Source organism: Occallatibacter riparius (genome assembly GCF_025264625.1).
Classification (GTDB): domain Bacteria; phylum Acidobacteriota; class Terriglobia; order Terriglobales; family Acidobacteriaceae; genus Telmatobacter; species Telmatobacter riparius.
Map to the genome: position 1 here is coordinate 4,906,227 of NZ_CP093313.1, position 26,061 is coordinate 4,932,287.

Below are 26,061 nucleotides of genomic sequence, written 5' to 3' on the forward strand. Positions count from 1 at the left end.
TAGTTGTGATCATGCGATGAGCTCTAGTCTCAATTCACCGTTACATTGACCGTCGTTGTCTGTGTGGTTGCATCCGGCGCTGTTGCGGTCACCGTTACTACGTACGCCCCGGCAGTGGTTCCGGTCTGTTTGGTACCACCTCCGCCGGTGGACGACGTCCCGCTGCCGCCGCATCCCATCAGGCCGCCGAGTGACACCAATCCGGACAGCACATTCAGCGCGAGCAATCCGCGAAGCTTGCGGCTGCGCTTAAGCGGCAGTATGAAGAGCAGGCCGAAAGCAAGGGCTGTTCCGCCGCCCACGCTGCTCAGAGAGGGCTCAAGGAGAGCACTCGTCGTACGCGCCGTCGAGCTGATGGTGAGCGTAGAAGTTGCAGCAGCCGCACCGCTGACCGTGACAGAGGACGGAGAGACGGCGCAGGTAATTGGATCGGTGGCTCCAGACGGCGAAGTTGTCACCGAACACGCGAGGGCGACTGCTCCGGCGAATCCATTGAGAGGTGTCACTGTCAGCTTCGCCGTGTTTCCTGAGGTGGCGCCCGCAGTCAGCGCAATCACTCCACTGTTAGACAGGAAGATCCCAGGCTGAGCGGTGACAGTCACAGCACTTGTCGTTGAGGCGGTAATCTTGCCCGTCGCCGCATCTGTGCCGGTGATCGTCACAACGTATGATCCAGCGGTTGTAGACGCGGTGGAGTTTACCGTGAGTGTCGCTGTGGCGGCGCTTGTGCCCGTCATCAGCAGTTGTGCGGGGACCCTGCAGGTGATCGGGCTGGTTGCGTTCGCTGGTGACGTGGTGACGGAGCACTTCAGGTTCACCAGTCCGGCAAAGCTGCCCGTTGACGTCGCGGTGATGGTCGCAGTGTTGCCGGTGGTTGCGCCGGCAGTGATATTGATTGCGGTCGCTTTCAACGTGAAGCCCGACCCATTCATGGTGACCGTGATCGTGCCCGTAGAGCCTGCATAATTCGAGTCGCCGCTGTAGGTTGCGGTGAGCGTGTTGATGCCGTTAGCAAGTTGCGAGCCTTGCACCGGGAAAGTAGCCGAGGCTACAACGGTGCCATCGCTGACAGACGATCCACCGCTCAACGTTGTGGTGGTACCCAGCGTCGTGCCGTTTGCTGTCAGCGTGATGGTGCCCGTGGGAGGAGCGGCCAAGCTGGATGTCGTGATGTCAACCTCAATGTTGTCGGTTGACGAGGATGTCACCGTTGGCGTGGCCGGATACAGCATTGGCTTCGTCGTCCCCTTTACCACGGTGAAGGTGACGGCATTGGATGTATTCGCCTTGTAGCTGGCATCGCCGGGGTACGTTGCTGTTACGGTGTGTGTGCCCGCCGCGTAGGGATAGACTCCTCTCGTCAGTTTGGGGAACGAAGCGAAGTTGCCACTGGTGATGGGAGCAGTGCCGATGATCGCTCCGTTGTCGAGCATCGATATCGTGCCGGTTGCGTAACCGAGCGACGCATCATAGCCCTCTGGCGTGCCATAGACCGAGCTCTCGGAGAAGATGTAGGACCCATAGGGGATGGCGTTCAGGTTTGCGATGGTCGCCTGGTTCGACGCCGCATATGCGTTTACCCAGAGCTTCGTTGAACTGGCCTCGGCAACGATATCTACGCTGATCGCATTCGACTGGCTGGCTGACGTGGAGGTGTCGCCTCCATAGGAGGCATAGACCGTGTACTGACCGCCGGGAAGACCGTTATAGGTGCCTGTGCCGGAGCCGTTGCTGATTGGAATCGTAAAGGGCTGACCGTTTAGCGTGGGTTCTCCCGCAGCGGCAGTTGCGGTGGTCACCAGGGCAGCCACGCCAGTGGAACTGGTGGGATCGATACTCACGCCGAAGTTCAGGCTTGTGCCATGCGTCGCCTTGATTGCCGCTGTGGATCCGTCAATCGTCAGCGTGGTTTTCGAACTGGCTCCTGTCGCCGAGTTCCAGTTCGCCACCATCTGTGTCGCATCGACACTGCCCAGACCGGAGGCCATATCGTATCCGGCGACGGCGTCGTAGCCACTGGTGAAGCCATTCGCACCGCAGTCCGGAGTTCCTTGCGTGCATACAACAGCGTTGTTGCCATCTGTTATGTCATGAAAGACCGTGCTGTACTTCGTCGCTGCCAGCCTGTAAAGGACATTGTTGACGTTGCCGAGGCGTGAACCGATCGCCTGTTCCAGCAGCGCCAACATACCTGCGAAGGCCGGCGTAGATGCCGAGGTTCCGCCTGCGCCAGAGAATCGCGCACTGTCGGCGAAGACCCCATTGCTGTTCTCGCAATCGACCCCATAGAGGGCGCCCTCATCCGTGCATAGCACCCATACTGCGCCGTAGAGCCCGTTCGCAGCCAGGAAGGACACGTCGGGGACGTCGCGCGCGCCGTCCGGCGGCGTGAGCGATGTTTGAAACACGGGCTTCGTCCACATGCTGCTCCGGCCGCCGCCGGCGCCGATGATATCGGTTGTACCGGAGGAGAGCATGAACGGCTGATTGTTTCCCAAAGCACCGTTGACGCTGGTCGAATCGTTCCACGGCTCCTCAGGAATGTAGGAGAGCGCTGTCTTGTAGTAGGGCGGCTGGCCGCTGTTTTGATTTCCGCTGCTATCGGTCGTGCTTACATACTTAGTGAACGATGTTTCCAATACGTCGTAATCGGTGCCGCCTACCGAGACGTTGTAAGGGGACGATCCCAGTCCGTTCACCGCAAGCCCGCGCGTAGCAGTGGTCTCAACATTATCGTTGTCGCAACCCGCGGCGCCGGCATCTCCTGAAGAGACGGTGACGGTGATGCCCTGCGCAGACGCCTGCGCGAAAAGCTCTCCCATGTACTGCACAGTGGTTGCGCCCAGGCCGGCTTCGCACGCTCCAAAGCTCATGCTCAGGATGCTCACCGTGTTGTCGTTGATGGCGCGTTCCAGCGCGTTGAAAAGGCCCGCCGAGAGATCGCTGTCGCCGCTGGTGTAGAAGTTGATTTTGGCCTTGGGCGCGATGCCACCCAGGATCTCAAGATCGAGCCATGCTTCGAGCTGATCGCCATTCGTGCCGGGGTCCGCGCCGTCGACGATGACCGTCGGCAGATTCACGTTGCCGGTCGTCTCTCCAAGGAACGCCGTGCGGTAATTTGCGACAGGAGACAGTTCCACATCCGTATCGCCCACAACGCCGACAGTGATTCCGGCGCCATCATAGGACGTGCCTTTATACGACGTGTTCAGGCTTGCATTCGGAGTGTCATAGATCGTTGCGGCGTCTGCCGGATCTACGTAGAAATACGGATTGCCCTTGCCATCAAACAGAGTGAAATCAGGTACGAACTTGCGCGCTGTTTTGTCGAACTTTGCCGTGGGTCCGGCGACGGCGTTCGAGCGCGGATGGAAATCGTCCAACCCCACGATGCCCTTGACCGCCGGCGCCAGAGCACGCGGAATCCGCGGCTGGCTGATGTTGGCTATGTGCTTCTCGCCATGCACGAGCACGGAATGAATCGAAGTTGAGAACGCTGCCTGCATCTGTCCAACGGAGCCAGACACCATGATCGTGTTCGCAGCTTGGGATGCGCGTTCAATCTTCAGCCCCTGCGACTGCAGCCAGGCTGTGATCGTTTCCACATCCTCGCTTGCTGCGCCAAAGCGCGCACCATACTCGGCCGGCGTCAGCCAGTGATGATAGTTCGCAGAGTTCTTGTTCTGCACATCGCTCAGGTACTGGTCGAGCGCTGCCTGACGAGCTGCGCTGCGTGCAAGCAGCAGCGCCACATGACGCGCGGAGAGGGAAGGGTCCGCGGCACCCAGGTCCGTCCCCCTTGCAATATCGCGCCGCATGCTTCCTGTGAGAGCGACCCTGTCGGCGTTATTCACCGCGGTTGTGATGGCTCGCGTGGCCGGCGTGACTTGAGCTCTCGCGGGAACCAGCGAGAGGATGCCCGCTACAAGAACAGTTCCTGCCTGAAGCGTGCGATACAGTGCATTCCGAATCATTCCAAAGACTCCTGTTTCACTTGCAATCGAACTACTGGAGATAGAGCGTTCAGTACAGGTTCAGGACACGGCTGCTTTGCATTGTTTTCTTTCAGTGAGGGTGCACGATCGCCAGCAGAACAGCCTGGGCTATCAACATTGGCGAAGCGCTGTGCATCAATGCTGTCGAGGCAGCAGGTGAATGCTCATGTATGTTGCTTGGGTCTGAGCGTACATCTGGAAACATGGCGGCAATCTAAGGATCGTTACGGTATGCGACGAACCGTGCATTTTCTGCGCCGAACAGAGGCCCTTACTCATCTTGTGGCGCTCTGTGGTATGCGTACAATGAGTAGCAATGCCACGCACTTCCTCTAATCGGCGCATGGCGCGCTTCTGGCCTTTGCAGCTCATGGGCTGGGGCCTCTACACCGCCATCAACGTGCTCTGTTCTCTCCCCTGGTGGAGACGAATCGACTATGACGCCTTCCGCGGAGGCTTTCTGGTCGCCAGCTTTCTTTCCAGTTTCCCGATGTATTGGCTTTGTCACCAACTGTGGAAGCGCAAGGTGGATCTGCGCATCGCCGCCGTGATCTGCATGGTTGTGGCATTCCCCCTGGGGATGCTGGGTTCTTTATGCGCCTTCCAGTCAGCGCTGTACTTCAGTAATACGCGGCCTCCCTTCCACTGGACCGACATCATCACCGCGACGCCAAGCGGGTGGTATGCGCTGATGTCCTGGGTTTCCTTCTACTTCGGCATCAAGCACTATCTCTCTCTCGAAGCGAAACACCGCCAGCTCATCGCCACCGAGATGCTCGCAAAGGAGGCGCAACTACGTGCTCTTCGATTTCAGTTGCAGCCCCATTTTCTCTTCAACACCATGAACGCCATATCTACGCTGGTTCTCAACGATCAGCCGCACGCGGCGACGGAAATGATCGGCAAGCTTGCGCATCTGCTGCGCAGTACGCTGGACGCACCTGAACTGCATCAAATTTCGCTGGCCGATGAACTGGCTACCACCGAGGAGTATCTGGCTATCGAGGCAATTCGCTTTGGCGATCGCCTCACGGTCCGCTGGGATCTCGATGACGCTCTGGTCGATGTCCTGGTGCCGCGTCTCATTCTTCAACCTCTGGTTGAGAACGCCGTTCGCCACGGCATCGCGCGCCGTCCTGCCGGCGGTTTCGTCCTGGTCAGAACGCGGCGTGACGGCGACTATCTTCGCATACTCATTGAAAATGAGCCGCCCGAAGAGTCGGCCTCAATTCTGCTCGACGGCTTCACACGTCCGGGCGGAATCGGCCTGCAAAATGTACGTCAGCGTCTCGAAAAGATGTATGGCGATGCAAGCACTATGCACACTTCCACGAACGCACGGGGAAATTTCGAAGTCTCCTTTACGCTACCGATTGAATACAGCCGCAGCCTGTTGGCCCATAAACTATCCATGGCAACAGATGAAGCATAGTGTCCTGATCGTCGATGATGAACCTCTCGCCCGTCGTGGAGTGACGCTGCGGCTTCAATCCAACAGTGATCTCGAGGTTGTTGGCGAATGTTCGAATGGACGGGACGCGGTCCAGTTCATTACCAGCAACAAGCCTGATTTGGTTTTCCTCGATATTCAGATGCCCGTGATGAATGGGATTGAGGTGATGCGGGCGCTGAATCCTGAAGTGCTCCCTTTCGTTATCTTCCTGACCGCGTTCGATCAATACGTGATGCGCGCCTTTGAAGTACACGCGATCGACTATCTTCTCAAGCCGGTGGACGATGCGCGTTTCAATGCATCGTTGAATCATGCACGCCGGATCCTGGGCGCGCAGCAGGCTGCGGCTTATAGCCGGCGCCTGCAAGCCGTCCTCGATAGGAAGCCAGCTCCGGAACCATTCCGCAGGATCGCGGTTCGCGTAGGTAAGCTGGTGCGTTTTGTTTCCGTTGATGACATCGATTGGATAGAAGCGCAGGGAGACTATGCAGAGATTCATGTAGGCACGCGATCGCACTTGATTCGCGAGCCACTTAACACGCTGACTGAGCGGCTCAATCCGGAAGATTTTCTTCGTATTCATCGCTCGGCAATCGTGCGCCTTAATCGCATCGCGGGCGTGAACTCACTTCCCAATCGCGACTGCACGGTCACGTTGCATAATGGAACATCGCTACGCGTGAGCCGGAGCTATAGCGATCATTTGCGCAAGCTGCTCAGGAACCAACTGTAGTTGGCCAAACTCGATCTGGGGCCGGGTAATCCTATTTATCATCTCGATTGTCCTCGTGGTTTCATTGCTCGCCGTGAGTGCGATGGGGCAACCTTCAACCCACAGCTCCCCAAGGATTCTTCTGTGCCTTCCCATGCTCGTCTTCTTTTCCGTCGGAATCGTACTCTGCGGCTCGCGCTCGAGCAGTCCTACGCCTCGGGTGACGAATGTCTGGACCTCGTCGAACCAGATTGTGAATTCGACGTTCAGCCGCCACCAGGCATCTGGCTGAAGAGCTTGGAGCAAGCGGTTGAACAAGTTCGGAACCTGCGGCGCGTTTCACAACAACTCCGACCGGATTGCGTGCACGTCCGAGATGTTTCCGAGAGGCTTCGCGATAAATGCGCCCGCCTTCTAGAGGGAGGAACACTCGATGTCGCGGACCTGTGCGATACGATCAGTCGCTAACGCACCGCGGCTTAACTCGCTGATCGCGCTTTCGCTCGCCATCGGAATCGGGGCCACCAACGCCATCTTCAGCTTGACAGACACGTTGTAGCTCAAGCCTGTGCTTTATCCCCATCGCGAACGGCTCGCGACTCTGAGTGCTCACCTTGCCGAGTCGCGCACATCTAATAGATAAAGGTCAAAACTGGAGGCACCATATTATGCTCGAAAGCAAGGTCAGTCGACTCCTTGCAGTCGTGGTTGTGTGCAGTAGCTTTGCCGCCGCATCAAGAGTGCCCGTGCCCAGGGTTTTCATCGGCGAAACGGACTGGGGAACCGAATCGAACGCAGCCCCTGCATTCACGCCAGACGGCAAGACCGTCTTCTTCACGCATTGGCATGATGGCGATGGCACCATCATGGTCTCTCATCTGCGCGGCGGCACGTGGTCAAAGCCGGAAACGGCGCCTTTCTCCGGCCAGTGGCGAGATATTGAGCCGGCCATGGCGCCCGACGGTTCCTATTTAGTATTCAGTTCAAATCGCCCGGCGATAGAGGGCGGGAAGGCCATTGACGGATTTTTTCAAGGAAAGATTCAACCGGGAAAAGGCGGGAACTTGTGGCGAGTAAATAGGACTGCCAACGGTTGGGGCAAACCGACGCGTCTTCCCGATGAAGTCAACAGCAATACGGCTGTTTACTCCCCCTCGGTGGCGCGAAGCGGAAATCTCTACTTCAATCAGAGCGACCCTGTTACCAAAAAAGAGCGCCTTTGCTGGTCGAAGTGGATAGACGGCCACTATACCGCGCCGCAGCCTGTCTCGTTTGACGACGGTGAGACAAGAAACTTCACTGCCGCAGTTGCCCCTGATGAGTCATTCATCCTATTTTCGGGGCATCGTCCTCCCAGTCCGGACCATCGGGCTGTGGTATTCGTGGCGTTCGCGAAACATCACAAATGGCAGACGCCTATTCCCTTCAAGCCTTACCTGTACGGGGAACAAGAGCGGTTGAGTCCCGATCTGAAGACGCTGTATTTCGTGTCTGATCGACCGCGCATGGACGCAGGCAATCCAAATCCGAACGTAAATGCTCCCAGGAAGATATGGCAGATATCGCTGCGAGACTGGACTGTGTTGGGAAAGTGAGCGCAACCATCTGGCGCTACGCCACCGAGCCCATTGAGGGTGAGGATGGCGGGCTTCACGCGGCGACCAGGTGCGCCTGCAGCGGTTCGAGGTTGATGTAGTAACCGGCGGTTTGGTCGATGGGAAACTGTTTGCGGCCGTCGGCAGCGACAATATCGGCTGCCTCCTGCGCTCGCTTGAACGGAATGCCATCGCGGAGCCTTCCGATGGGACGAATGGAGAAGCTGATGCGATCGGCGGCGTCGTAGCCAAGGCGATTGGCCATCCAGATCTCGGGCGCGGCCTCTTCGTCGGCGTCCGGAGGGAAATACAAATGGAAGCCGGGAGCGAGCGCCCCGGCAATCACTGGCCCCGGCCCGCCGGAGAACTGCATCGTCTGGCCGATGACGGCCTGGTTGCCGCCAAACCGACGCATGAAGTACTTGTAGCTCAGGATCGCAACCGGGGGCAGCTTGGGAGGAGCAGCGGGCGCAGAGCCGCCCGGCGGAGCCTGCGGCTGCGGCACTCCGTCCTCGGCGTTGAAGTCGCGGCCATACATGACTCGTGCGCCCGTCAGGTGACGATGGCATAGCGAAGCTGCTCCGGCGTGCTGTCCGCGCTCGGAGCGATCAGCCGGCCAGTAAAGACGCCGGCCATGTCGGAGAAAACTGACTTGGTGCCCTCGCGCAGATCGAATGAAGTCGGCGTTCGAGAAAGGCAAATTCTGGCGGAGTTCCATGCCCGCGATGACGAGTTTGCCGGGTTCGCGATAGGGAAGCAGGCGAAGCAGGACCGCATTGGCAACGCTGAAGATCGCGGTGCTGGTTCCCACGCCGAGGGAGATGGTGAGCACTGCAACGGCCGTGAAGAGTGGATTCCGGGCCAGGACGCGGACAGCAAGAACCAGCGTACGCGGGGACATCGGTGACCTCACTGCCGCCGGAGCGTGATCGCCGGCGGGTTCGCGGACGTTAGACTATTATCCACCCCAACAGGTTCAATCGGGACGCAGGCAGCAAGGCCTTCAACAGCGTCTGGATTTATGGCAGATCAACTCCCATTTAGGCCGGCGTTAGGGAGTTGGAACTCAACTGTCGCGCGCGGCCAAGGTACTCATTGAGCGGGAGAGCGGCTCACCAAACTTCCGTTCCCTGCTGAAGATCGGTCGATTGCGGCATCTTCTTCACTCGGAATCCGACAACAGCCCTACGCGTGTCCTGTTGGATGTCAAGGGCATTAGGTCGTTGTGCATCAGTATCGAATTGTGACCCCGGTAGATACTGCACGTACATTGTGATCGGAAGTTGTAATTGAATATCCGAGGCCTCCAGCACGGCTCCGAGAGTGACCTTGCCGTTCTGTTGGGCAATCAACGCGATCAAAAATGTTTAGTTCACACCGCCGACTTTCCTCACTATTCTGAACATGGATTCGCTCCTATCCTGGGATCCTCAGGACAATTAATGATGCGTATGTGGCTAGCGCTGTTCTTGTCGGCGGCTTCTCACCTGTCGTGGGCGTCTCCTGCCGATCAAAATCTGGCCACCGCGCGCGATGAAATCAAGGCTGTTCGCGCAGCGCTGGATGCGGCTGCATCGGCACATGACAAAGCTGCGTACGAACGGCTGCTCGCGCCAGGTTTCATGTTCATCCATTCGACCGGAGCAACGGAGACTCGCGAAGAGTACATAGCGCGAGCGTCCAGAGGAGCACTCGCTTTTCAACGGCAGGTGTCACCACGGGTGTTCTTTGGCAGGACGGACGTGAGATATGGCGAGCCGCCCGCACGCACTGAGTCGTGCCGGCCACAGAGTGTATTGCACAATGCGAACCGCTTCGGGAAGTTTTTGCCTTCTCATTGGCAATACCAATCAGAGTAGTGCGCCTCGAAGGCGCAAAAGCGCGCTCGACATCCATATCAAGAGATATTCATCGTTCACGAAGGCCACGCAGGGTTCACGGTTGGAACAAGCTCGCAAGACCACTCCCGTTCCGGAAATGCAGGTGGGGCGATATCCCTCAACATTGCGGGCGAAAAAGTAAGTATTTCGCCTTGAAGTCAACCTGAGCCGACATGCGATACGCTACCGGCACAGCGCAACCTGTGATGAGCGAGGCTGCATTTTGGCGCCTCGTTGGATAGCCGTTGTCGGATGTCTGGGACCGCATAGAATAGCTCAATCGACAGCCGCCTTAAGGGAGCCAACTCTGAACACCCTGGTGACACGATCTGCAACACAGAAGAAGTCTCTTGGGCTGTTTGCAGGCTTGTGTATGGTGGCGCTTGGATTGAGGCTCGCAGGCGCGATCTTCTTCTCAGCCGAACTGCCCGGCGCGCAGATCGCACGAGCAATGCTAGCCGCATGCGGCTTCACGCTGCTTTTGATTGGCGGTAGCAGGTTGCTGCGTCGAGACGGGTTCCCGGCAGATGCTTTGGGACTGAAATTCAACTCGCGGCACACGGAAGGTCTTCTTCTGGGAGTAGGGAGCGCTACAGCAATCATTGCCTTGCTGGCTGCGGTACTCGCCGTTCAAGTGCCAATCCATTGGGCCAAAGGCATGTTACGGCTCAGCGATGCTGCCCTGGCCGCTCATATATGTCGCAGCAAATTTCTCTTGCATCGATTTACTAAATTGATTTATTGTCTCTGCGCAGCAAATCTGCAGCTTTGAGGTCACTCTAACGGCTCAAAGCGCTTCCCGGTCGAAAAGCACGCCACAAGACTACGCCCCAAAAACGTGGCGACATGCCGCGCGGGGAGACTTGTGCCCCTTCTGCTTCAATTTGCCCCACCTGCCTTGCACCCACTTTTTCCAACGAGGGTAATCACCATGAAGAACACACTCCCCTTCGCAGTCGTAGTTCTGACTGCTGCGTTCGCCTGCGCCTCCGTCGTCACAGCCCAGGGCACAGCGTATGTTGACTTCGGCTCATCCCAGCAGTCCATTGCGGGATTCGGCGGGGCCAGCGCATGGCTATCCCTCAGTAGCTCGCAGGTAACCACCCTGTACGACAGCGGCCCCGGACATCTCGGCCTCTCCGTGCTACGAGTCCGCATCGATCCCGGAGGTCAAGCCAACTGGGGTACGGAACTGTCCAATGCCAAGCTTGCAAAAAGCCACGGCGCAATCGTCATCGCCACGCCCTGGACTCCGCCTGCCTCCATGAAATCCAACGGCAGCACCGTCGGCGGCAGCCTCAATGCGTCGCAATACGGCGCTTACGCCAGCTACCTCCAAAGCTACGTCAACTACATGTCCAGCAACGGCGCCTCTCTGTATGCCATCTCCATGCAAAACGAGCCCGACGCCAACGTTACCTATGAGTCTTGCTTCTGGACCGGTGCTCAAATGGACACTTGGACGGCCAATAACGCCTCCACTTTAAGCATTCCCCTCTTCATGCCCGAGTCGGAGAGCTTCACCACTAGCTACTCTGATCCGGCCCTTAACGACACCAACGCGGTCAGCCACATCGGTGCAATCGGCGGACACCTCTACGGAGTTTCCCCGTCCTACTACACCAACGCGTTCAACCATGGTAAGCAGGTCTGGATGACCGAGCACTACATCGACGGAACCGGCATCGGCAACGCGCTGTCTGTAGCCAAGGAAATCAACGACTCCATGGCTGTGGCCAATTACAGCATGTACGTGTGGTGGTGGCTCACCGATTTGCCGTCGCAGAACTCCTACATCGGACTTATCGACGCCAACGGAAACGTGAAGCCGGCTGGCTGGGCGCTGGCACAGTACGCCCGCTTCATCCGTCCCGGATATGTCCGCTCTAACGCCACCTACAATCCCACCACTAACGTCTATGTCACGGCCTACAAGGGAAGCGGCAGCTATGTGATCGTCGCGATCAACATGGGGACGGCGGGAGTCAACCAGCCGTTCACCATCCAGAACCAGTCCATCGGCTCGCTCACGCCCTACCAAACCTCGGCTTCCGCGCTCTCGATGCAGCAGCTCGCCACCGTATACACCGCCAATAACTCCACCTTTACCGGCTACCTCCCGCCCCAGAGCATCACTACCTATGTCGCGCAGGGCTCCACGGGCGGCACCATCAACACCAGCGCGTGGTACCAAGTCGTCAACAAAACCAGCGGCATGTGCGCCGATGATAATGGCAACTCCACCACCCCCGGCACCGCCCTCATCCAATGGCCCTGCGGAAGTGGAAAATACAACCAGGAGTGGCAGTTCCGCCCGGCCTCCACCACCGGCTACTACGATGTCTTCAATCGCAACGCGTCTTCGCTCGTCTGGGACGATTACAACTTTGGCGCCTCCAACGGCACCAACGTCGACCTCTGGACCTACATCAGTGGACAGAGCAATCAGCAGTGGCAGAGCACTTATCTGGGCAACGGCCTCTGGACGTTCAAAAACTTGAACAGCGGCCTCTGCCTCGATAACACTGGCTCCACCACCCAGGGCCAGCAGATGTGGCAATGGCAATGCCAGTCCGGCAACACCAACCAGCAGTTCCAGCTCGTACAGCAGCCCTGACCGAGCTATCCCTCTGCCCCATCAGAGCGCCACCGTTCAGGGGCGCTCTGATCAGGTCGTCGGCGTCACTAGGCTGGAATATCGATTGCACGAATTGGCACTTGGCTCGTCATGTTTTGTATCGTCGGCTGTTGCGTCGTCTGAAAAGCATTTGGAAGGTCATTTCCGATCAATTTGAAGAACCCGGACCGTTCCTCGGCGCTTTTGATCCGCGGATTGTGACGGCTCGCTTTAGCTGACCGCCAATCTCGCCAACGTCGCCTATCTGGGCAAAAAACGTAGGGGTGATGTCGTACCAGACTTCCGGTACCGGCGGGAGCGCCGACATGCTGGAGGGACCGAGCGCGCATTGCTGCGTGAATTTCGGTCCTCACGGAGGCTGCGCGAGCCGTACCTCGAGTCCATTGGAAATACGCGCCAAGAGCTCGCAATATTGGACCTATTGATGCTGCGTCGCATTGCTTATTTGCCCAACAAAGTGAACAGATCTCAGGTACGTGATCTGCCGAGTTCAAATGCTCACACGCCTAAGAGAAACCGACAGTTAAGCGCGAGCACGATGGCGCAGGTAGCCAAAATGCGGTACCAATTGATCGGCACTCGACGTGCATCGACAACATAGATTGAGAGCAGAACCACGCAGATGCTGAGTTGCAGCAAACGGTAGTGCGTGACGACCAAGGGACCAACCGAAAGCAGACCCGGCGGACAAACCGATGCTCCCTGCACAATAAGGTCAAGCACGAAATGCGAAAACACAGCCAGCCAGAGAACGCATATGACTCTCCGCGCCCATCTCCCGAACAATGCGGAGAAGAGACTGGCCCAGAGCATCGACATAACGAGCGAGTGCGACCAGTCATCGTAGTTTGTTCGATCAATCCGAAGGACACTTAACATGATCCAAAGGCCGTCCAGCACACAGGCGCCCAGGATTAGCTCTATCAACGGGGCCCGAGGTGCACGACCCTTGAGAGCAAGACCTGCAGCGAAATGAGCAGCGAACATCAGCGTTTCTCCCACCAATCTCTGCTGTGATTAAGCGCGCTGATACAAAGTGCCGGCAATACGATAAATAGCAATTCGATGATTGCTCGCCGTAATGTCATGCTTGACCTCCGACAATCAACGTCACCGCCTTTATGTCGTATGGTGTGCGTTTGGCAGCTCATAGCGGCATACTCTTCGAGATCATATCCGCGACCCCGACTAATCCGGATCAAAAGAGAATCTTTCTAAGACAAAACCCGACAAATATGCAGCGCTCCACAGGATAAGAAAAGCGTCCAATCCTGCAGTGCGGCTTCGTTCGTCGCCGTGCCGAAAGTCCGTTGCACCAGCTAGAGGCAGCAAGGGACTCTGAACAGGCATTTGCAATCTGAGCTATGGGCGTATTTATCTTTCAAAACGGCAGCAACTCCGGCTGGAAGCGGATTGATCGCAGTCGACAGATTTGGCCGAGTGCTGTTTATTTCGGGTTCATATTGGCAGGCTTGTTGGGAACTTACTTCCTGATGACCAGACTGATCGACGCGCCCCGAACTCTGCCCGATTCCGCGCGGGCGAGCGAATCGTACAGATTGTTGCCGACGCTAACTGCTGTGAGTGTCAAGCGACGTGCGACATTGATTCTGATTCCGGCAGGCACAGTTCAGATTGGCGACAACAACGGACCAAGCGCAGAACGGCCAGCATTCGAGTTCAGATCGCGCGCCTTCCTCATGGATCGTACGCCCGTGACCGTCTCTCAGTTTGCTGACTTCGTCAAAGTCACCAGATACAAGACGGACGCCGAACGATACGGGTTTGGCGGTCATCTCGAGAAGTCGAGTGGCGCCTGGGTCGCCGTGCCTGGAGCGTCCTGGAGGTATCCCCTTGGTCCAAAGAGATCGCCTGCTCTTGACGACCATCCCGTGACCCAAGTGAGTTGGTTCGATGCCAATGAGTTCTGCAGGGCGTATGGTCTGCGGCTCCCCACAGAGTCCGAATGGGAGCGCGCAGCGCGGATGGGCCAAACACCTGACGGGCACGTGTTCAAAGCTGGCGATCCTATTGAACTGAGCCATCGCTACTTATTGAACGCGTGGGAAGGAACATTTCCGCTCGCGAACACCGGAGCCGATGGCTATCAGACGACCTCACCCGTCGGGGCATTTGGAGTCACACCGTCTGGGCTCACGGACATGGCCGGCAACGTCTGGGAGTGGACTTCCTCCAGGTATCTGCCATACGGCGCTCCACAACAAGAAAGCACGAGGATCCCGGCAGAAATGGTCTCGCGCGGGGGATCGTTTTTGTGTTCGCCGGAATTCTGTCAAGGTTACCGTGCCAGTGCTCGCAATCACACTACGCCTGATACATCGCTGGAGAACATCGGCTTTCGATGTGCTGCCGATCCGGGCTTACCCACAGAAAGCAGGAAAGAAAGCCAATGAGCATAAACAGAAGACAATTGAGAATTGCCTCCCTTTTGATTTCGGTTGGCCTTATCGCGATCGCGAGCGCAGTGGTGTGGAACTCATGGCTCGCTCAGCAACGCGTCCCGGTAATCGCGGCGACAAAACCGAACATCATCGTAATTTTGGCGGATGACCTCGGATATGCGGATATATCCGCGTACAAAATCGACCGCTTTCATACCCCAAACATCGACCGCATCGGCTTGCAGGGAGTTCGCTTTACCGACGGTTACGCGACCGCTCCGGTCTGCGGACCATCCCGTGCAAGTTTGATGACCGGCCGTTATCAGGAACGTTTTGGGTTTGAATTCAATCCTGAAAGCACAGAGGCAACTTTGGGCCAGGGACCTGGCCTGGCTGTGGGTGAGATCACCATTGCCCAGCTGCTACGCAGTGCCGGCTACCACACAGGCCTGATTGGCAAATGGCACCTCGGCAGCCAGGATCAGTTCTATCCCACAAATCGCGGGTTCGACGAATTTGTTGGATTTCTCCCCGGCCAGACAGCCTATATGGATCCAAAGCAGCCTGGCTTACACGCCTCGGTCGGATCTATCGGAGACGCTGCTCTGACGAGTCGGACTCAGCCCACGATCGAAGATGCCGATCAGGAAAGAAGAATGAACAAAGTTGCCGGTCTGTTCGTTCGTCGCCCAACAAACGAGATCATTGAAGGACCTGATCGTCATGTTATTCACAATGAATCCGAGTACCTCACTGACTATTTCGGGAAACGCGCGACAGAATACATTCAACACAATGCGAAGAGCGGTAAGCCCTACTTTCTTTACCTCGCTTTCAATGCTGTACACGCGCCGCATATGGTGACGTCGCAGTACTATGATCGGTTTCCACAGATTCAGGACCATCAGATGCGCGTCTACGCGGCCATGGTCGCAGCCCTCGACGATAACGTAGGTCGAGTGCTTGACGCGGTTGATGCCACGGGTCAAGCGAACAACACCATCATCTACTTTGCTTCAGACAATGGATGCGCTGCCTATTTTCCGGGCTTGTGCAGCTGCACGCCTCTGCGCGGTGGGAAATTGTCTCACTTTGAAGGTGGGACACGCGTACCATTCATGATGCGCTGGGCAGGACACATCCACTCAGGAAGTGTTTATCGGGATGTGGTCTCACTGCTGGACGTTCTTCCCACCTCGGTCAATGCAGCTGGCGGCACGCTCCCGGCTGATCGGATCTATGACGGTGTAGACCTGATGCCGTATTTGATGGGGAGGAAAACTGGCTCTCCGCACGATATGTTGGCGTGGCGGCGCTTGCCTTTGTTTTCAATTCGTCAGGGAGACTGGAAGCTCTGGGAGTCGGTAGACGACAAGACCGGCAAGTACGGCGAGTATAAGCTGCTGTTCAATGTGAAAGAAGATTTAGACGAGACGACCAATCTGGCGGATAAGTACCCTCAACGCGTCAGGCAATTGGAGGGCCTGGCGCATCAATGGGCAAAGGAGATGACGGATCCCAAGTGGCCGACAAGAAAAACGGTCACATATAACGTGTGTGGGACTCCGTTTACGCTTCCCATTTGAGGCGCCGATCCTCGGCATTTCGATCGCCGGACTGTCGCTTCCGCAGGTATCTGCTTCTCCTTCACGCGCCACGGAAGCTAAGGTCGGAATCAGCTGTCGTGCGGGTGAATCTTCAACGCGAGAACCGACAAAATCCGACAATTAGAAGACGGCCAGCTCAACTGTTGAATCGTCTGAACGATTGTGCAAAACGAAATCAAAACCGATACGCTAACCGAGTCGCTTAAACAGGAACTTCCCACAGCAGTGAAGAGTGCAAGCGGAACCCCATGGTATCTTTGGTGCTCGATCTCTGCAGTGACGTCAGGGATGATTGGCGCTCGCTGGGATGTCTCGTGGCACGAGTCGATCGGGCGCGACACCTTCTGGACGCCCGCCCACATGGCGATCTATCTGTGCAGCGTGCTTGCGGGCGTGGTCTGCGGTTATCTGATCCTGAACACGACGCTTCGCTCGCCTCAGCAGTTCGTACCTCGGTCCGTCCATGTGTTGGGCTTCAGAGCACCGCTTGGAGCCTTCCTGGCCGCCTGGGGTGGCGTCGCCATGCTCACTTCAGCGCCCTTTGATAATTGGTGGCATAGTGCCTATGGACTCGACGTCAAAATTATCAGCCCGCCCCACGCCCTCTTGATGTTGGGCAGCGTTGCGATTGAAACCGGAACCCTTTTGCTGACCCTGGCGGAGATGAACCGCGCAGCCACCAGCCAATGCAGGACCAGGCAGCTCCAGTGGCTCTTGATCTACCTGTTTGGAATCTTGCTTCTGGCGGTCACTTTCTTCTGTTCGGAATACACACGCGACGTGTTGCTCCATTCTCCACTCTCGTATCTCGTCCTGAGCGTCGGTGTCCCATTTTGCTTTGCGTTGGCATGGAAGGCGTCACGCCATCGTTGGGCAATGACCGCGATTGCGGGGATCTACACCATCGTGACGATGGGCTTCATTTTGATCCTTCCTCTTTTCCCGGCACAGCCAAAACTGGGGCCGGTCTATCAGCCGGTCACGCACTTCGTGCCACCACAATTTCCGTTGTTGCTGCTTGTGCCCGCTGTATTCCTGGACCTCCTCTTCTGGCGTATCGGAAATCGAGACCGGTGGCTGATTGCTCTCGCAGGCGCAACGGTGTTCCTTCTCAGCCTCTTGGCCGTGGAGTGGCCCTTCGCCGATTTTCTGATGACCACAGCTGCACAGAACCCTTTCTTCGCGACCGGTTACCATGCCTACTTTGTGCCGCCGTGGAGTGCAGGGGTAACGCGACAGTTCATCCGCGTGGCCCATGGAGTGCGGTTCCAGGGCTTCGGCCTGGCGATGTTCTGCGCTGTGATCAGCATGTGGCTGGGACTCAAGCTGGGTGACTGGATGCGAAAGGTACAACGATGATGCGATTCAAACAAGCGGTGTCTGCGTTCATCCTTCTGTGTTCACCTGTGGCATACGCGCATGTCGGAAGCTCGGATGTTTACGCTGAGGGCCAAGCAGGTCCATACAAGCTGTCGGTCGTTGTGCGACCTCCGGTTGTTATTCCCGGCGTCGCGGAGCTGAACGTGCGCGTGCAGACGGAGGGAGTAGACCACATCACAATCACACCAGTTCCACTGGTGGGCGAAGCCTCAAAACATCCACCGGTGCCCGATACCATGCGGCAGCCTACAAAAGATCCACGATTCTTTACGGGACAGCTGTGGATTATGGCTCCGGGTTCCTGGCAAGTTGAGTTCGCGGTGAGCGGCAGCCAGGGACCGGGGACAGTATCGATTCCGCTACCGGCAACGGCATTGGCTACGCGAAAGATGTCGCCCGCCCTAGGAGTACTGCTAGCAGTCTTGGGCATCTTTCTGGTCTTGGGAATGGTAGGTATTATCGGCGCCGCTGCTCGGGAAGCTCAAGTGCCTACCGGCATGCCAGTTTCTGCGGCACGCCGACGGCGTGGCTACGTCGCCATGACGGCAACCTTCGTCTTCTTGGCGCTTGTGATTCTATTGGGAGACCGTTGGTGGAAGGCTGATGCAGCAAGCTACTCCGGGAACATTTACAAGCCACTTAACATGCAGCCGACTCTTGAGCATGGCAACCTACTTGATTTGAAGATCTCACATGGGGGTTGGCTTTCACAACGTCAACTTGACGACTTCATTCCGGATCATAACCACCTCATGCACCTCTACATGATCCGTTGGCCGCAGATGGATTTCGTCTTTCATCTGCATCCTGAGCCGATAGGAACTGGCGAATTTCAGCTCGCTCTTCCAGATTTGCCCGCTGGGGAGTATCACCTCTATGCAGATGTGGTTCACGCTGACGGATTTCCAGAGACGCTGGTGGCGGAGACATCTTTGCCATTAGTTTCTGGCAGAGCGTTAGCTGGTGATGATGCTGAAGGCCAAGCGAATCCAGTAGAGAACAGCGCAGCATTAGCCGCCAATAGAACTTTGCATGAAGAGCGGTTCAAACTGAGTGATGGGTACACGATGGTGTGGTCTATGCCTGCTGCAATAGCTCCGCAGGTTCCGGAAACATTCAGCTTTGAGTTGCTTGACCCGACGGGAAAGCCTCCGAGCGATATGGACCTTTATATGGGTATGCAGGGCCACGCGGCTTTCGTCAAAACCGACGGGACGGTCTTCGCCCACATTCATCCCACCGGAACCGTAGCTATGGCCGCATACATGATGGCCAATCCTGCTACCCCCTCGCTGGATTCAAAGCAGATGCCTGACATGCCAGGCATGGACAGGACCGAAACCTCACTTCCCAACAGCGTGAGCTTCCCCTACGGCTTTCCGAACGCAGGACGCTACCGCATCTTCGTGCAAATGAAGCATGGCGACAAAGTCGAAACCGGCATCTTCGACGTGGACGTGCCGCAGGCGCGTTAGATTCTCTGACAATTACCGACAGAACACCTTCTTCGCTTGAAGTCAGTTTGCGTCTATTCGGACGAAGGAGCTAAACCCGGAGGTCTTATGAAAACCAAACATTCAATCTACTTGGCGTGTGCGTTGGTCATTGCGATTGCGCAGACCAGTACTCTTTCGCACGCAAGCACCGCGGCACCAGCATCAACTCTCCAGAATGCTACGCCGGACAACGATGCCGCTCGGAGTCTCACTGGAAGCTGGCAGGTGTCATTTGCCGGCAGAAAGGGAGAACGCCAGGCAACTATGCAACTCCGGCAAGACGACAACAAGCTTAGCGGATCGTTCGAGGGAGGACGCGGCGGAGCGCCTCTAACGGGCAGTTTGAGCGGAAATCACGTTTCGTTCACCGTAAAGATGCCGCGGCGGAAAGTCGAGTTCACAGGGACAGTTGAAGGTGACAAGATGACCGGTTCGACCAAGGAAGGAGGCTCCTGGACGGCAACACGACAGTGACTCACCTTCGTCGATCTCCGCTTTGAGTCTGGTCAGTTGAGATCGCAAACGAACTTCTAAACGATACGCCGATGCCGCAGCGAAGTGCATTTCCGATCCCTCGAGATCACTTGCTGCGGCAAAGGTGTCTTGTGACGAAAATGGATTTCCGCACCATAGCAGATGTGGCCGCAATGCTATCTCCAAATTCTTGCATTTCCTGAAGACGGGATTGCCGCCGATTATGCCAGTAATGCACGCTCTTAAAATAGAGGCGACGCCATGCCGCTCAAAGAAGATCCAGCGAAATCGATTCGGTCCGATTCCCAGGGATTATCACGCCCTATTCTTTTAATCGACGATGATCGTGATATGGCCGAAATGTTGGCCGAGTATCTCCGCCCGGAGGGGTTCGATCTTCATCTTGCATACAAAGGAAAGGACGGGTTGGAGCGTCTGAAGGATGGTGGGCTCATGCTCGTCATCCTCGATGTCATGCTTCCGGACCTAGATGGATTCACAGTTTTACGCGAAATCCGTCGAACGAGCCACATACCGGTCGTCATGCTTACAACACGGTCCGCGATGGAAGACAAGCTCATCGGCTTAAACGGCGGCGCGGATGACTATATTCCCAAGCCATTCACCCCCGTCGAACTGCTGGCAAGAATCCGTTCAGTTCTTCGACGTACCCAGCCTTCGCGATTTGGCTTGCCTTTTTTGACTATCGAAGATCTGACGTTGGACACCGGTTCGCGCACGATCGAGCGCGGTGGAAGAACGATTGACTGCACGGCGGCGGAATTCGACGTTCTGCACGCCCTCGTGTCGAGTGCGGGCCAAGTCGTGACACGAGAGCACCTCACGCGCGTGGCGCTGGGGCGCTCACCTTACGCTGGAGACCGCGCCATCGATAATCTAGTCAGTGCTCTGAGAAAGAAGCTAGGACCGTACGAGAACGGTCAGGAACGCTTCCGGTCATCTCGTAACACCGGATACATCTATCTCCGCAGTAGAGTTGTTGAACCGCAAGGAGAGGATAGATGAGGCTGTTCTTGCGCATCTTTCTTGCATTCTGGCTGGCCACGATCTTGATGATTGCCGCCGTGCTCGCTGCGGGAGAACTCTGGCCGGCAAGTTTCCCTGGAGAGCGGGGCGCTCTATTCAAACCTGAAGCGGCATCATCCGTGCTGAGGAGGGCGATCAACACCTATGAGGTTCGGGGAGCAGAAGCGTTCGTTGCGGAGGTCCAGACATCTGCACTCCTCCGCAACGGTTCTTTGCATTTGATCGATCCGAAGGGGCATGTCCTGGCGAGTGACGGCACCCCTCCACCATTCATGGCACAACTCGCTGATGATGCTTTCAAGAGCAATTCTATCGAGGTGATGCGTTCAGCACTGCGAGTGGAATTTGCGTTTCCGATTCAAAGTGGCTCGGGAAAACGCTATGTTGCCGTACTCACGGCGTTGGGCGCCAAGCGCCGGATCTCCAGGCCGCATTTCTGGTTTCATCTATCGTTGGCGACACTGCCGGCCACTCTGGTTTGCATAGCGCTTTCGCTCTACCTGACGCGGCCAATCACTCGCTTGCGCGCGACAGCTCAGCGTCTTGCCGAAGGCGATCTGGCTGCGCGATCCTCGCCGCGCCGAATCACCCGCGGAGATGAGTTGGGAGATCTTGCACGCGACTTTGACATTATGGCAGCAAGAATTCAGCAATTGATGACGGCACAGCGTCGATTTGTCGCCGACGTCTCGCACGAACTTGGTGCACCCCTCACGCGAATGCATTTAGCACAGGCCTTGCTGCGCCGAGAAATCGAAGGAGCTTCAAGTCAGGCTCTGAAGCGGATTGAGCGCGAAACTGACAAGCTCAGTAGCCTGGTTCAACAGTTGTTGCTTCTCGCAGGGTTGGAGGCGGGGCGTTGTCCGGAGGAAACGATGGTGCCGGTAGCCCTGCACTCCTTGTGCATGAGCCTCATCGATGATGCGAATCTTGAAGCCGAACACGCGAACTGCCGAGTTGAGAGCACGCGAGATGACGTTACCATCCTCGCTTATCCGCAACTTTTGCGGCGTGCTATAGACAATGTTCTCCGGAACGCAATTCGCTATGCGCCCCCAGGTTCTGAAATCCAACTGAATTGCAGAACTGATGCAGTGAAGAAGGAGGTTATCGTGGAAGTCCTCGATTCCGGACCAGGCGTTCCGGATTCGATGCTCTTTGATATCTTTTTACCGTTCTTCCGCACGGCTCCAGGGCGGGAGAGTAACAGCGGCGGAACGGGTCTCGGTCTCGCCATCGCCGCCGAGGCGGTACGTCTCCATGATGGCACTATTGCAGCGTGGAATCGTCGGGACGGAGGGCTTCAAGTTGTGATCGCCCTCCCCCACCGACTTCCCGTTTCGTAGCAAGGGACAAGAGTTGCGAATGTTAGAGTCGTTTTCGAATGAGTGTTTCGGCTCTCCACCAAGCTCATGATTGGCAAGAATCTCATCTGGTAATCAGGCGATTACCAGATGAGATTCCGTATATAACGGAGGCCAAAACTGACGCCTGCCTCTCTGAAGATGTTTGCGCCCGTCGAGCCTGCCGGATACCATGTGTTGACCGCCACGATACCGCCCGAGAACGGGCCGATGAATCGAGCAACAGAAAAGGCTTCATGGCCATCGTCTCCTCTCCTGGCCAGAAAGGTATTCTCGAACGCAATCTTGAAACGCGAGACCGAGCACGGATGGCTGCAATGAACATGCCGGATATCCTCTCGCAAGAGGTCCGCGAGCAGGTATTCTGTGGTGCCGCGTACGGCATGTTCCCCCATCGCGGAGCCAAATCTATCTGCGTATCCCTCCGCACCCTGCGGCCATTCGCTAGGGTGATCACGTGCTTGCGCAATTCCGGCGTGCGCTCCGGCTTCAAGGATGGATTTTACACCGTACGTTTGTCGTAAGTAGCTCTTGAATCGTTCTTCTTGCGTAGGGCGAGCATAGTCTGAGTTCGCTGATTTTGATATAGACAGATCCGGAGCATCCGGCAAGTGCGTCGGCGCCTGTTGTGCCCAGCAGACGCCGTACGACAGACTGAAGATTCCCAGAAAGAGAGCAGCAAAGTCTCTCATCAAACCTCCCGAAGAATTGAGCGTCGAGTCCGGGGAACAGGACAACGCCAGATTTAAAGCTGCAGCAGACTACTTTCTGCGACGGTATGTGCGGGAATTGCCATTCGGTCCGGTCACAGTGGTCCTGTTTCCATAAGGTCCATGAGTCGTCGATCTGCTGTACGTTTTGCCGTTCACTCCAGTTCGAGTGTCGGACGTGACGAGTCGGCCGTTGGCATTTCGGCTGGCGGTGTAATCATTCGTGTGTGTCTTTCCATCCGGAGTGGTAACAGTCCTGTCATTGGTGTATTGCCCATTTTGAAACGAGCGCGTATCCGTAACTGTGTCGCCTTTTCGATTGGTGCGGGTAGTTGTCTGCTGTGCAAAGGTGGCGTTAGCTGCGAGGACCGACGCCAGTGCGAGTGCTGTCTTCCGTAGAATTGGAATCATTGATATTCCTCCTTCGATTGACTTTCAATTGCATAGACCGGCGGATGCGAAAGAAAGTCGTCCCTGGAGCTCGACTCGCGACAATTCCCGACAATTCTCATGATTGGAATCTCTTTGAGCTGCGCTGCCTTCGGCCTGACTTGCCCCGACCCAGGCAGGCGACGCAAACACTATGGCGATCCCGCACACACTTTCGTCTCGACGCTTGGTGGACATGCGAGGTTTACAATCGCGATTGCGTCGATCAAAAGTGCTATGCCAATAGTCGTCATGATCGCGGCCACAATGCCACATAGATACATACGCCCGAGAGTTCGGAATCAAAACCAAATGGTTGGACATCTGAACCGAACTCGGGCACTTCGCACATTCATGACAGAGCTTTGTCGTAACGGTGCACTGAACATGCGCAGGATTGGTCAGAGCAGATGTATCCGGAACGAAGGGCTGTCGGCCCGAGTGCAGGGCCTCTTTCGGCCTGCTATCGATCGCATTACTGCTGTATCCGTGTCTCTATGCTTCATGCGCAATGTAGCAGTCAAAAGACGAGGTGGGCGTTCGGAATTGTGAGCGTGCCTGGCTGACGGCTCTTCGGAACCGTGACGCTGCAACGCTCGATTGTCTCCTCGATGAGGACTTCATCGACACAACTTGGAATGGGCAGTTAGGCGCCTAGTCTCCCTTTCACCTTTCCATCATCGAAAACGATGAAGGATTGATCAGGCGCGATCGCCGGAACATGCACCGACACCGCTGGATCACTGAGCGTCACAAACTCCGCAGGCAAATAGATCCCGCCCACATTTCGCGAACGCCAGAAATGCATCGCTTTTCATCCGGCATTCCAACGCATGAAATAGAGCGTGCCAACAAGAGCATTACTGGGAAGGTCGACGAAGACATCATTGTTAATAAATGGGGCCAAGCCAGACGGGCTCGCCCCAGCCGTCTTCTTTGCGGTCCACCCTTCATATGTTGGTACCCGGTGCTTTCCCGTCGGCAAAATAGTTCTGCGTCAGAGGCAAGCCTCCCGGTCGGATCGCTGCGATCGAAAAGACTGTATTCCCGTCCAGCGTCAGAGCGAGTATGTCGTCGCTATCGGAATAGATAATGCCATCCAACGTGACCTGCATGCCTCTCCCGTCGGTGGTTCAGCTACAAGGGCCCAAGGGGTCGCCCACAGCATGGCTGCAGCCACAATGAGGCCTGCTAAACGCGCGACATGATGTGCGTGCTCTGTGCGTCTGTCGGAAAGATCTTCGTCCTGCGCAGATCGAAATGCCGGGGATCTATCGTTTCATGCTGGCCTCGCTCAGGGATCGAGACCTGGCCGAGACGTTGACGCAGGAATCCTTTCTGAAGGCATATCGAAACCGATGCAGCTTCCGCGGGGAGTCTTGCGCCGGGACTTGGCTGATGCGGACCGCGATCAATCTTCAAAAAGATCATTGGCGCGATCGCAAGAGGCGCTTTTGGCGTGAGATGCAGACATGCCGTGGACGCGGATAGCGCGATGGAACTGCTGCCGGGCGCGGAACCGTGACCGGAGGAGCGGATCATCGCTCGCGAACAGACCACGCGGATTTGGGAGTTCGTTAGATGTCTCAGTGACCGCGAACGGAGTGTCTTCCTGCTGCGTTATGTGGAAGAACTCGAATTTCGCGAGATTGAGCAGTGCACCGGCTTAAAAGTGGGAGCGCTGAAGGTGTACCTGAATCGAGCGCTGACAAAGGTTCGGGACGGATTGGAAATCGTCAAACGTCGACTTTTCTCGCCAGGGCGAAAATTTGCTCGAAAAACTCGAGCGAACGGGAAGTTTCTGCGTCGCTGACTCCAATACAAGGCAGGGTAGACATTGCGGTGGTCATGGATTGGTCGAAACAAAGGTCCGAAGACTAGCACCACTTGGTCCGATGCTGAGCTTATCATCCGGCTGAAGCAGAGGGACGAGGGCGCTTTCCTAGATGTCTATGACCTGCATCGCTCCTCGGTCTTTCGGTTCTTGATGCACATGACCGGGTCAATCGCCTTAGCGGAAGAACTTACGCAGGAAGTGTTAGTCGTGATTCTCGATTCAATGACCACGGGAACCATCGGGCAATTCGATCCCCAAAGGGGAACAATGGAAGGTTATCTGCTCGGAATTGCGAGAAATCTGGCCAGAGCGGAAAGACGGAGATCGAACCGAGTGGTTTCGTTGGATAGCGTCGTAGAGACACCGGAATGGAACCAGCTTCTCGACGACGCTTGTCGGAGGATTCAGACGCGGGACATTTCGATGATCCTGGAGAAGCGATCTGAGTTGACGGAACTCTACCGCGCGATATTTGATTTGCCGGAGCATTACCGGGAAGCAGTGGTACTTTGCAGTCTTCAGGAGAAGAGCTACCGCGAGGTTGCCGGGATTCTGGAATGCTCGGAAGGGACCGTTGCCTCGCGAATGAATCGTGCGAAGGCGATCCTGGCGGCGAAGCTGCGCAGGACTGGATCGACTGGTTTGCGCGAGATTGTCGCGCAAGGACAGGGGGAGTCGGATGCCGGAACCGCGATTGAAGCAAGCGGAGACTGAAGATGTAATGCACGTTGATTCACTTTTGAGCCTCATCGGCAACCTGTCGAAACGGGATCCCTCTCCTGCCCTCCGGGAACACCTCAATGCCCTTGCGTCTGAACGCTTGAATCCGATTTCCCGAACTGTTTGCCGCAGGTCAGAGGCAAGGTTGAAACCTGCTATGGCAACTGTGTGCCTCCTTGCAGTTGGACTCGCAGCGGGATTGTCATTTCATTTCCGCCAAGGCGAACCCGTTCACCGCGGTAAAACCGTCATAGCAAAGACGCCTGCTGTTTCGACGCAAATCGCCGCCCACTCTGAGCCACGAGCTGTGCCGTCGGCCGGC

General features: G+C 56.5%; 20 protein-coding genes. 16 read left to right on the forward strand and 4 right to left on the reverse strand.

From position 1 onward, the window contains the following. Nucleotides 1–29: 29 nt before the first annotated feature. Nucleotides 30–3,974, reverse strand: a complete 3,945-nt coding sequence (locus tag MOP44_RS19930; RefSeq protein ID WP_260792060.1) for a protease pro-enzyme activation domain-containing protein — start codon at nt 3,972–3,974, stop codon at nt 30–32. A gap of 364 nt (nt 3,975–4,338) precedes the next feature. Here MOP44_RS19930 and MOP44_RS19935 point away from each other — a divergent pair, with 364 nt between their 5' ends. The 3 genes from MOP44_RS19935 (at nt 4,339) to MOP44_RS19945 (ending at nt 7,755) form a co-directional block, all read left to right on the forward strand. Next, the gene (locus tag MOP44_RS19935) at nt 4,339–5,427 is read left to right on the forward strand and encodes a sensor histidine kinase (protein WP_260792061.1); all 1,089 of its coding nucleotides are present in this window, start codon (nt 4,339–4,341) and stop codon (nt 5,425–5,427) included. Next, nucleotides 5,417–6,181 (forward strand): LytR/AlgR family response regulator transcription factor, encoded by a 765-nt coding sequence (locus MOP44_RS19940; RefSeq protein ID WP_260796683.1) that lies wholly within the window; start codon nt 5,417–5,419, stop codon nt 6,179–6,181. The genes MOP44_RS19935 and MOP44_RS19940 overlap by 11 nt, the downstream gene beginning before the upstream one ends. A gap of 647 nt (nt 6,182–6,828) precedes the next feature. Next, complete coding sequence (locus MOP44_RS19945) at nt 6,829–7,755, forward strand: TolB family protein (protein ID WP_260792063.1); 927 nt, start codon at nt 6,829–6,831, stop codon at nt 7,753–7,755. Nucleotides 7,756–7,810: 55 nt separating this feature from the next. Here MOP44_RS19945 and MOP44_RS19950 read toward each other — a convergent pair whose 3' ends face one another. Together MOP44_RS19950 and MOP44_RS19955 are read right to left on the reverse strand one after the other, a co-directional pair. Beyond that, the gene (locus MOP44_RS19950) at nt 7,811–8,656 is read right to left on the reverse strand and encodes an ADOP family protein (protein ID WP_260792064.1); all 846 of its coding nucleotides are present in this window, start codon (nt 8,654–8,656) and stop codon (nt 7,811–7,813) included. A 211-nt stretch (nt 8,657–8,867) separates the two neighbouring features. Further along, nucleotides 8,868–9,116 (reverse strand): hypothetical protein, encoded by a 249-nt coding sequence (locus tag MOP44_RS19955; protein WP_260792065.1) that lies wholly within the window; start codon nt 9,114–9,116, stop codon nt 8,868–8,870. Nucleotides 9,117–9,206: 90 nt separating this feature from the next. Here MOP44_RS19955 and MOP44_RS28165 point away from each other — a divergent pair, with 90 nt between their 5' ends. The 10 genes from MOP44_RS28165 (at nt 9,207) to MOP44_RS20000 (ending at nt 22,025) form a co-directional block, all read left to right on the forward strand. Then, nucleotides 9,207–9,614, forward strand: coding sequence for a DUF4440 domain-containing protein (locus MOP44_RS28165; protein WP_390905502.1), 408 nt, complete (start codon nt 9,207–9,209; stop codon nt 9,612–9,614). Nucleotides 9,615–10,008: 394 nt separating this feature from the next. Beyond that, a complete protein-coding gene (locus MOP44_RS19960) occupies nt 10,009–10,407 on the forward strand; it encodes a hypothetical protein (protein WP_260792067.1) in 399 nt (132 codons plus the stop codon). A gap of 159 nt (nt 10,408–10,566) precedes the next feature. Next, a complete protein-coding gene (locus MOP44_RS19965) occupies nt 10,567–12,252 on the forward strand; it encodes an RICIN domain-containing protein (RefSeq protein ID WP_260792069.1) in 1,686 nt (561 codons plus the stop codon). Between the two features lie 1,385 nt (nt 12,253–13,637). Continuing rightward, the gene (locus MOP44_RS19970) at nt 13,638–14,687 is read left to right on the forward strand and encodes a formylglycine-generating enzyme family protein (RefSeq protein ID WP_260792071.1); all 1,050 of its coding nucleotides are present in this window, start codon (nt 13,638–13,640) and stop codon (nt 14,685–14,687) included. Continuing rightward, on the forward strand, nt 14,684–16,261 hold the full coding sequence (locus MOP44_RS19975; protein WP_260792072.1) for a sulfatase family protein: 1,578 nt from the start codon (nt 14,684–14,686) through the stop codon (nt 16,259–16,261). The genes MOP44_RS19970 and MOP44_RS19975 overlap by 4 nt, the downstream gene beginning before the upstream one ends. A 183-nt stretch (nt 16,262–16,444) precedes the next feature. Further along, the gene (locus tag MOP44_RS19980) at nt 16,445–17,641 is read left to right on the forward strand and encodes a hypothetical protein (RefSeq protein ID WP_260792074.1); all 1,197 of its coding nucleotides are present in this window, start codon (nt 16,445–16,447) and stop codon (nt 17,639–17,641) included. A gap of 443 nt (nt 17,642–18,084) precedes the next feature. Beyond that, on the forward strand, nt 18,085–19,137 hold the full coding sequence (locus tag MOP44_RS19985) for a hypothetical protein (RefSeq protein ID WP_260792076.1): 1,053 nt from the start codon (nt 18,085–18,087) through the stop codon (nt 19,135–19,137). A 285-nt stretch (nt 19,138–19,422) separates the two neighbouring features. After that, the gene (locus MOP44_RS19990; protein ID WP_260792078.1) at nt 19,423–19,632 is read left to right on the forward strand and encodes a hypothetical protein; all 210 of its coding nucleotides are present in this window, start codon (nt 19,423–19,425) and stop codon (nt 19,630–19,632) included. A gap of 261 nt (nt 19,633–19,893) precedes the next feature. Next, complete coding sequence (locus MOP44_RS19995) at nt 19,894–20,658, forward strand: response regulator transcription factor (protein ID WP_260792080.1); 765 nt, start codon at nt 19,894–19,896, stop codon at nt 20,656–20,658. Then, nucleotides 20,655–22,025: an ATP-binding protein gene (locus MOP44_RS20000; protein WP_260792082.1), complete on the forward strand. Its 1,371-nt coding sequence runs from the start codon at nt 20,655–20,657 to the stop codon at nt 22,023–22,025. The genes MOP44_RS19995 and MOP44_RS20000 overlap by 4 nt, the downstream gene beginning before the upstream one ends. A 101-nt stretch (nt 22,026–22,126) precedes the next feature. Here the strand turns inward: MOP44_RS20000 and MOP44_RS20005 are convergent, their stop codons facing one another. Beyond that, nucleotides 22,127–22,735, reverse strand: coding sequence for a hypothetical protein (locus MOP44_RS20005; protein ID WP_260792084.1), 609 nt, complete (start codon nt 22,733–22,735; stop codon nt 22,127–22,129). Nucleotides 22,736–24,442: 1,707 nt separating this feature from the next. Between MOP44_RS20005 and MOP44_RS28170 the strand changes: the two genes are divergently transcribed. From MOP44_RS28170 to MOP44_RS20010, 3 genes are all read left to right on the forward strand, one after another. Continuing rightward, on the forward strand, nt 24,443–24,673 hold the full coding sequence (locus tag MOP44_RS28170; protein ID WP_390905454.1) for a sigma factor: 231 nt from the start codon (nt 24,443–24,445) through the stop codon (nt 24,671–24,673). A gap of 73 nt (nt 24,674–24,746) precedes the next feature. Further along, nucleotides 24,747–24,995: an RNA polymerase sigma factor gene (locus tag MOP44_RS28175; protein ID WP_390905503.1), complete on the forward strand. Its 249-nt coding sequence runs from the start codon at nt 24,747–24,749 to the stop codon at nt 24,993–24,995. Nucleotides 24,996–25,019: 24 nt separating this feature from the next. Next, entirely contained in the window at nt 25,020–25,733 is a 714-nt protein-coding gene (locus MOP44_RS20010; protein ID WP_260792086.1) for an RNA polymerase sigma factor, read from the forward strand. Nucleotides 25,734–26,061: the final 328 nt, after the last annotated feature.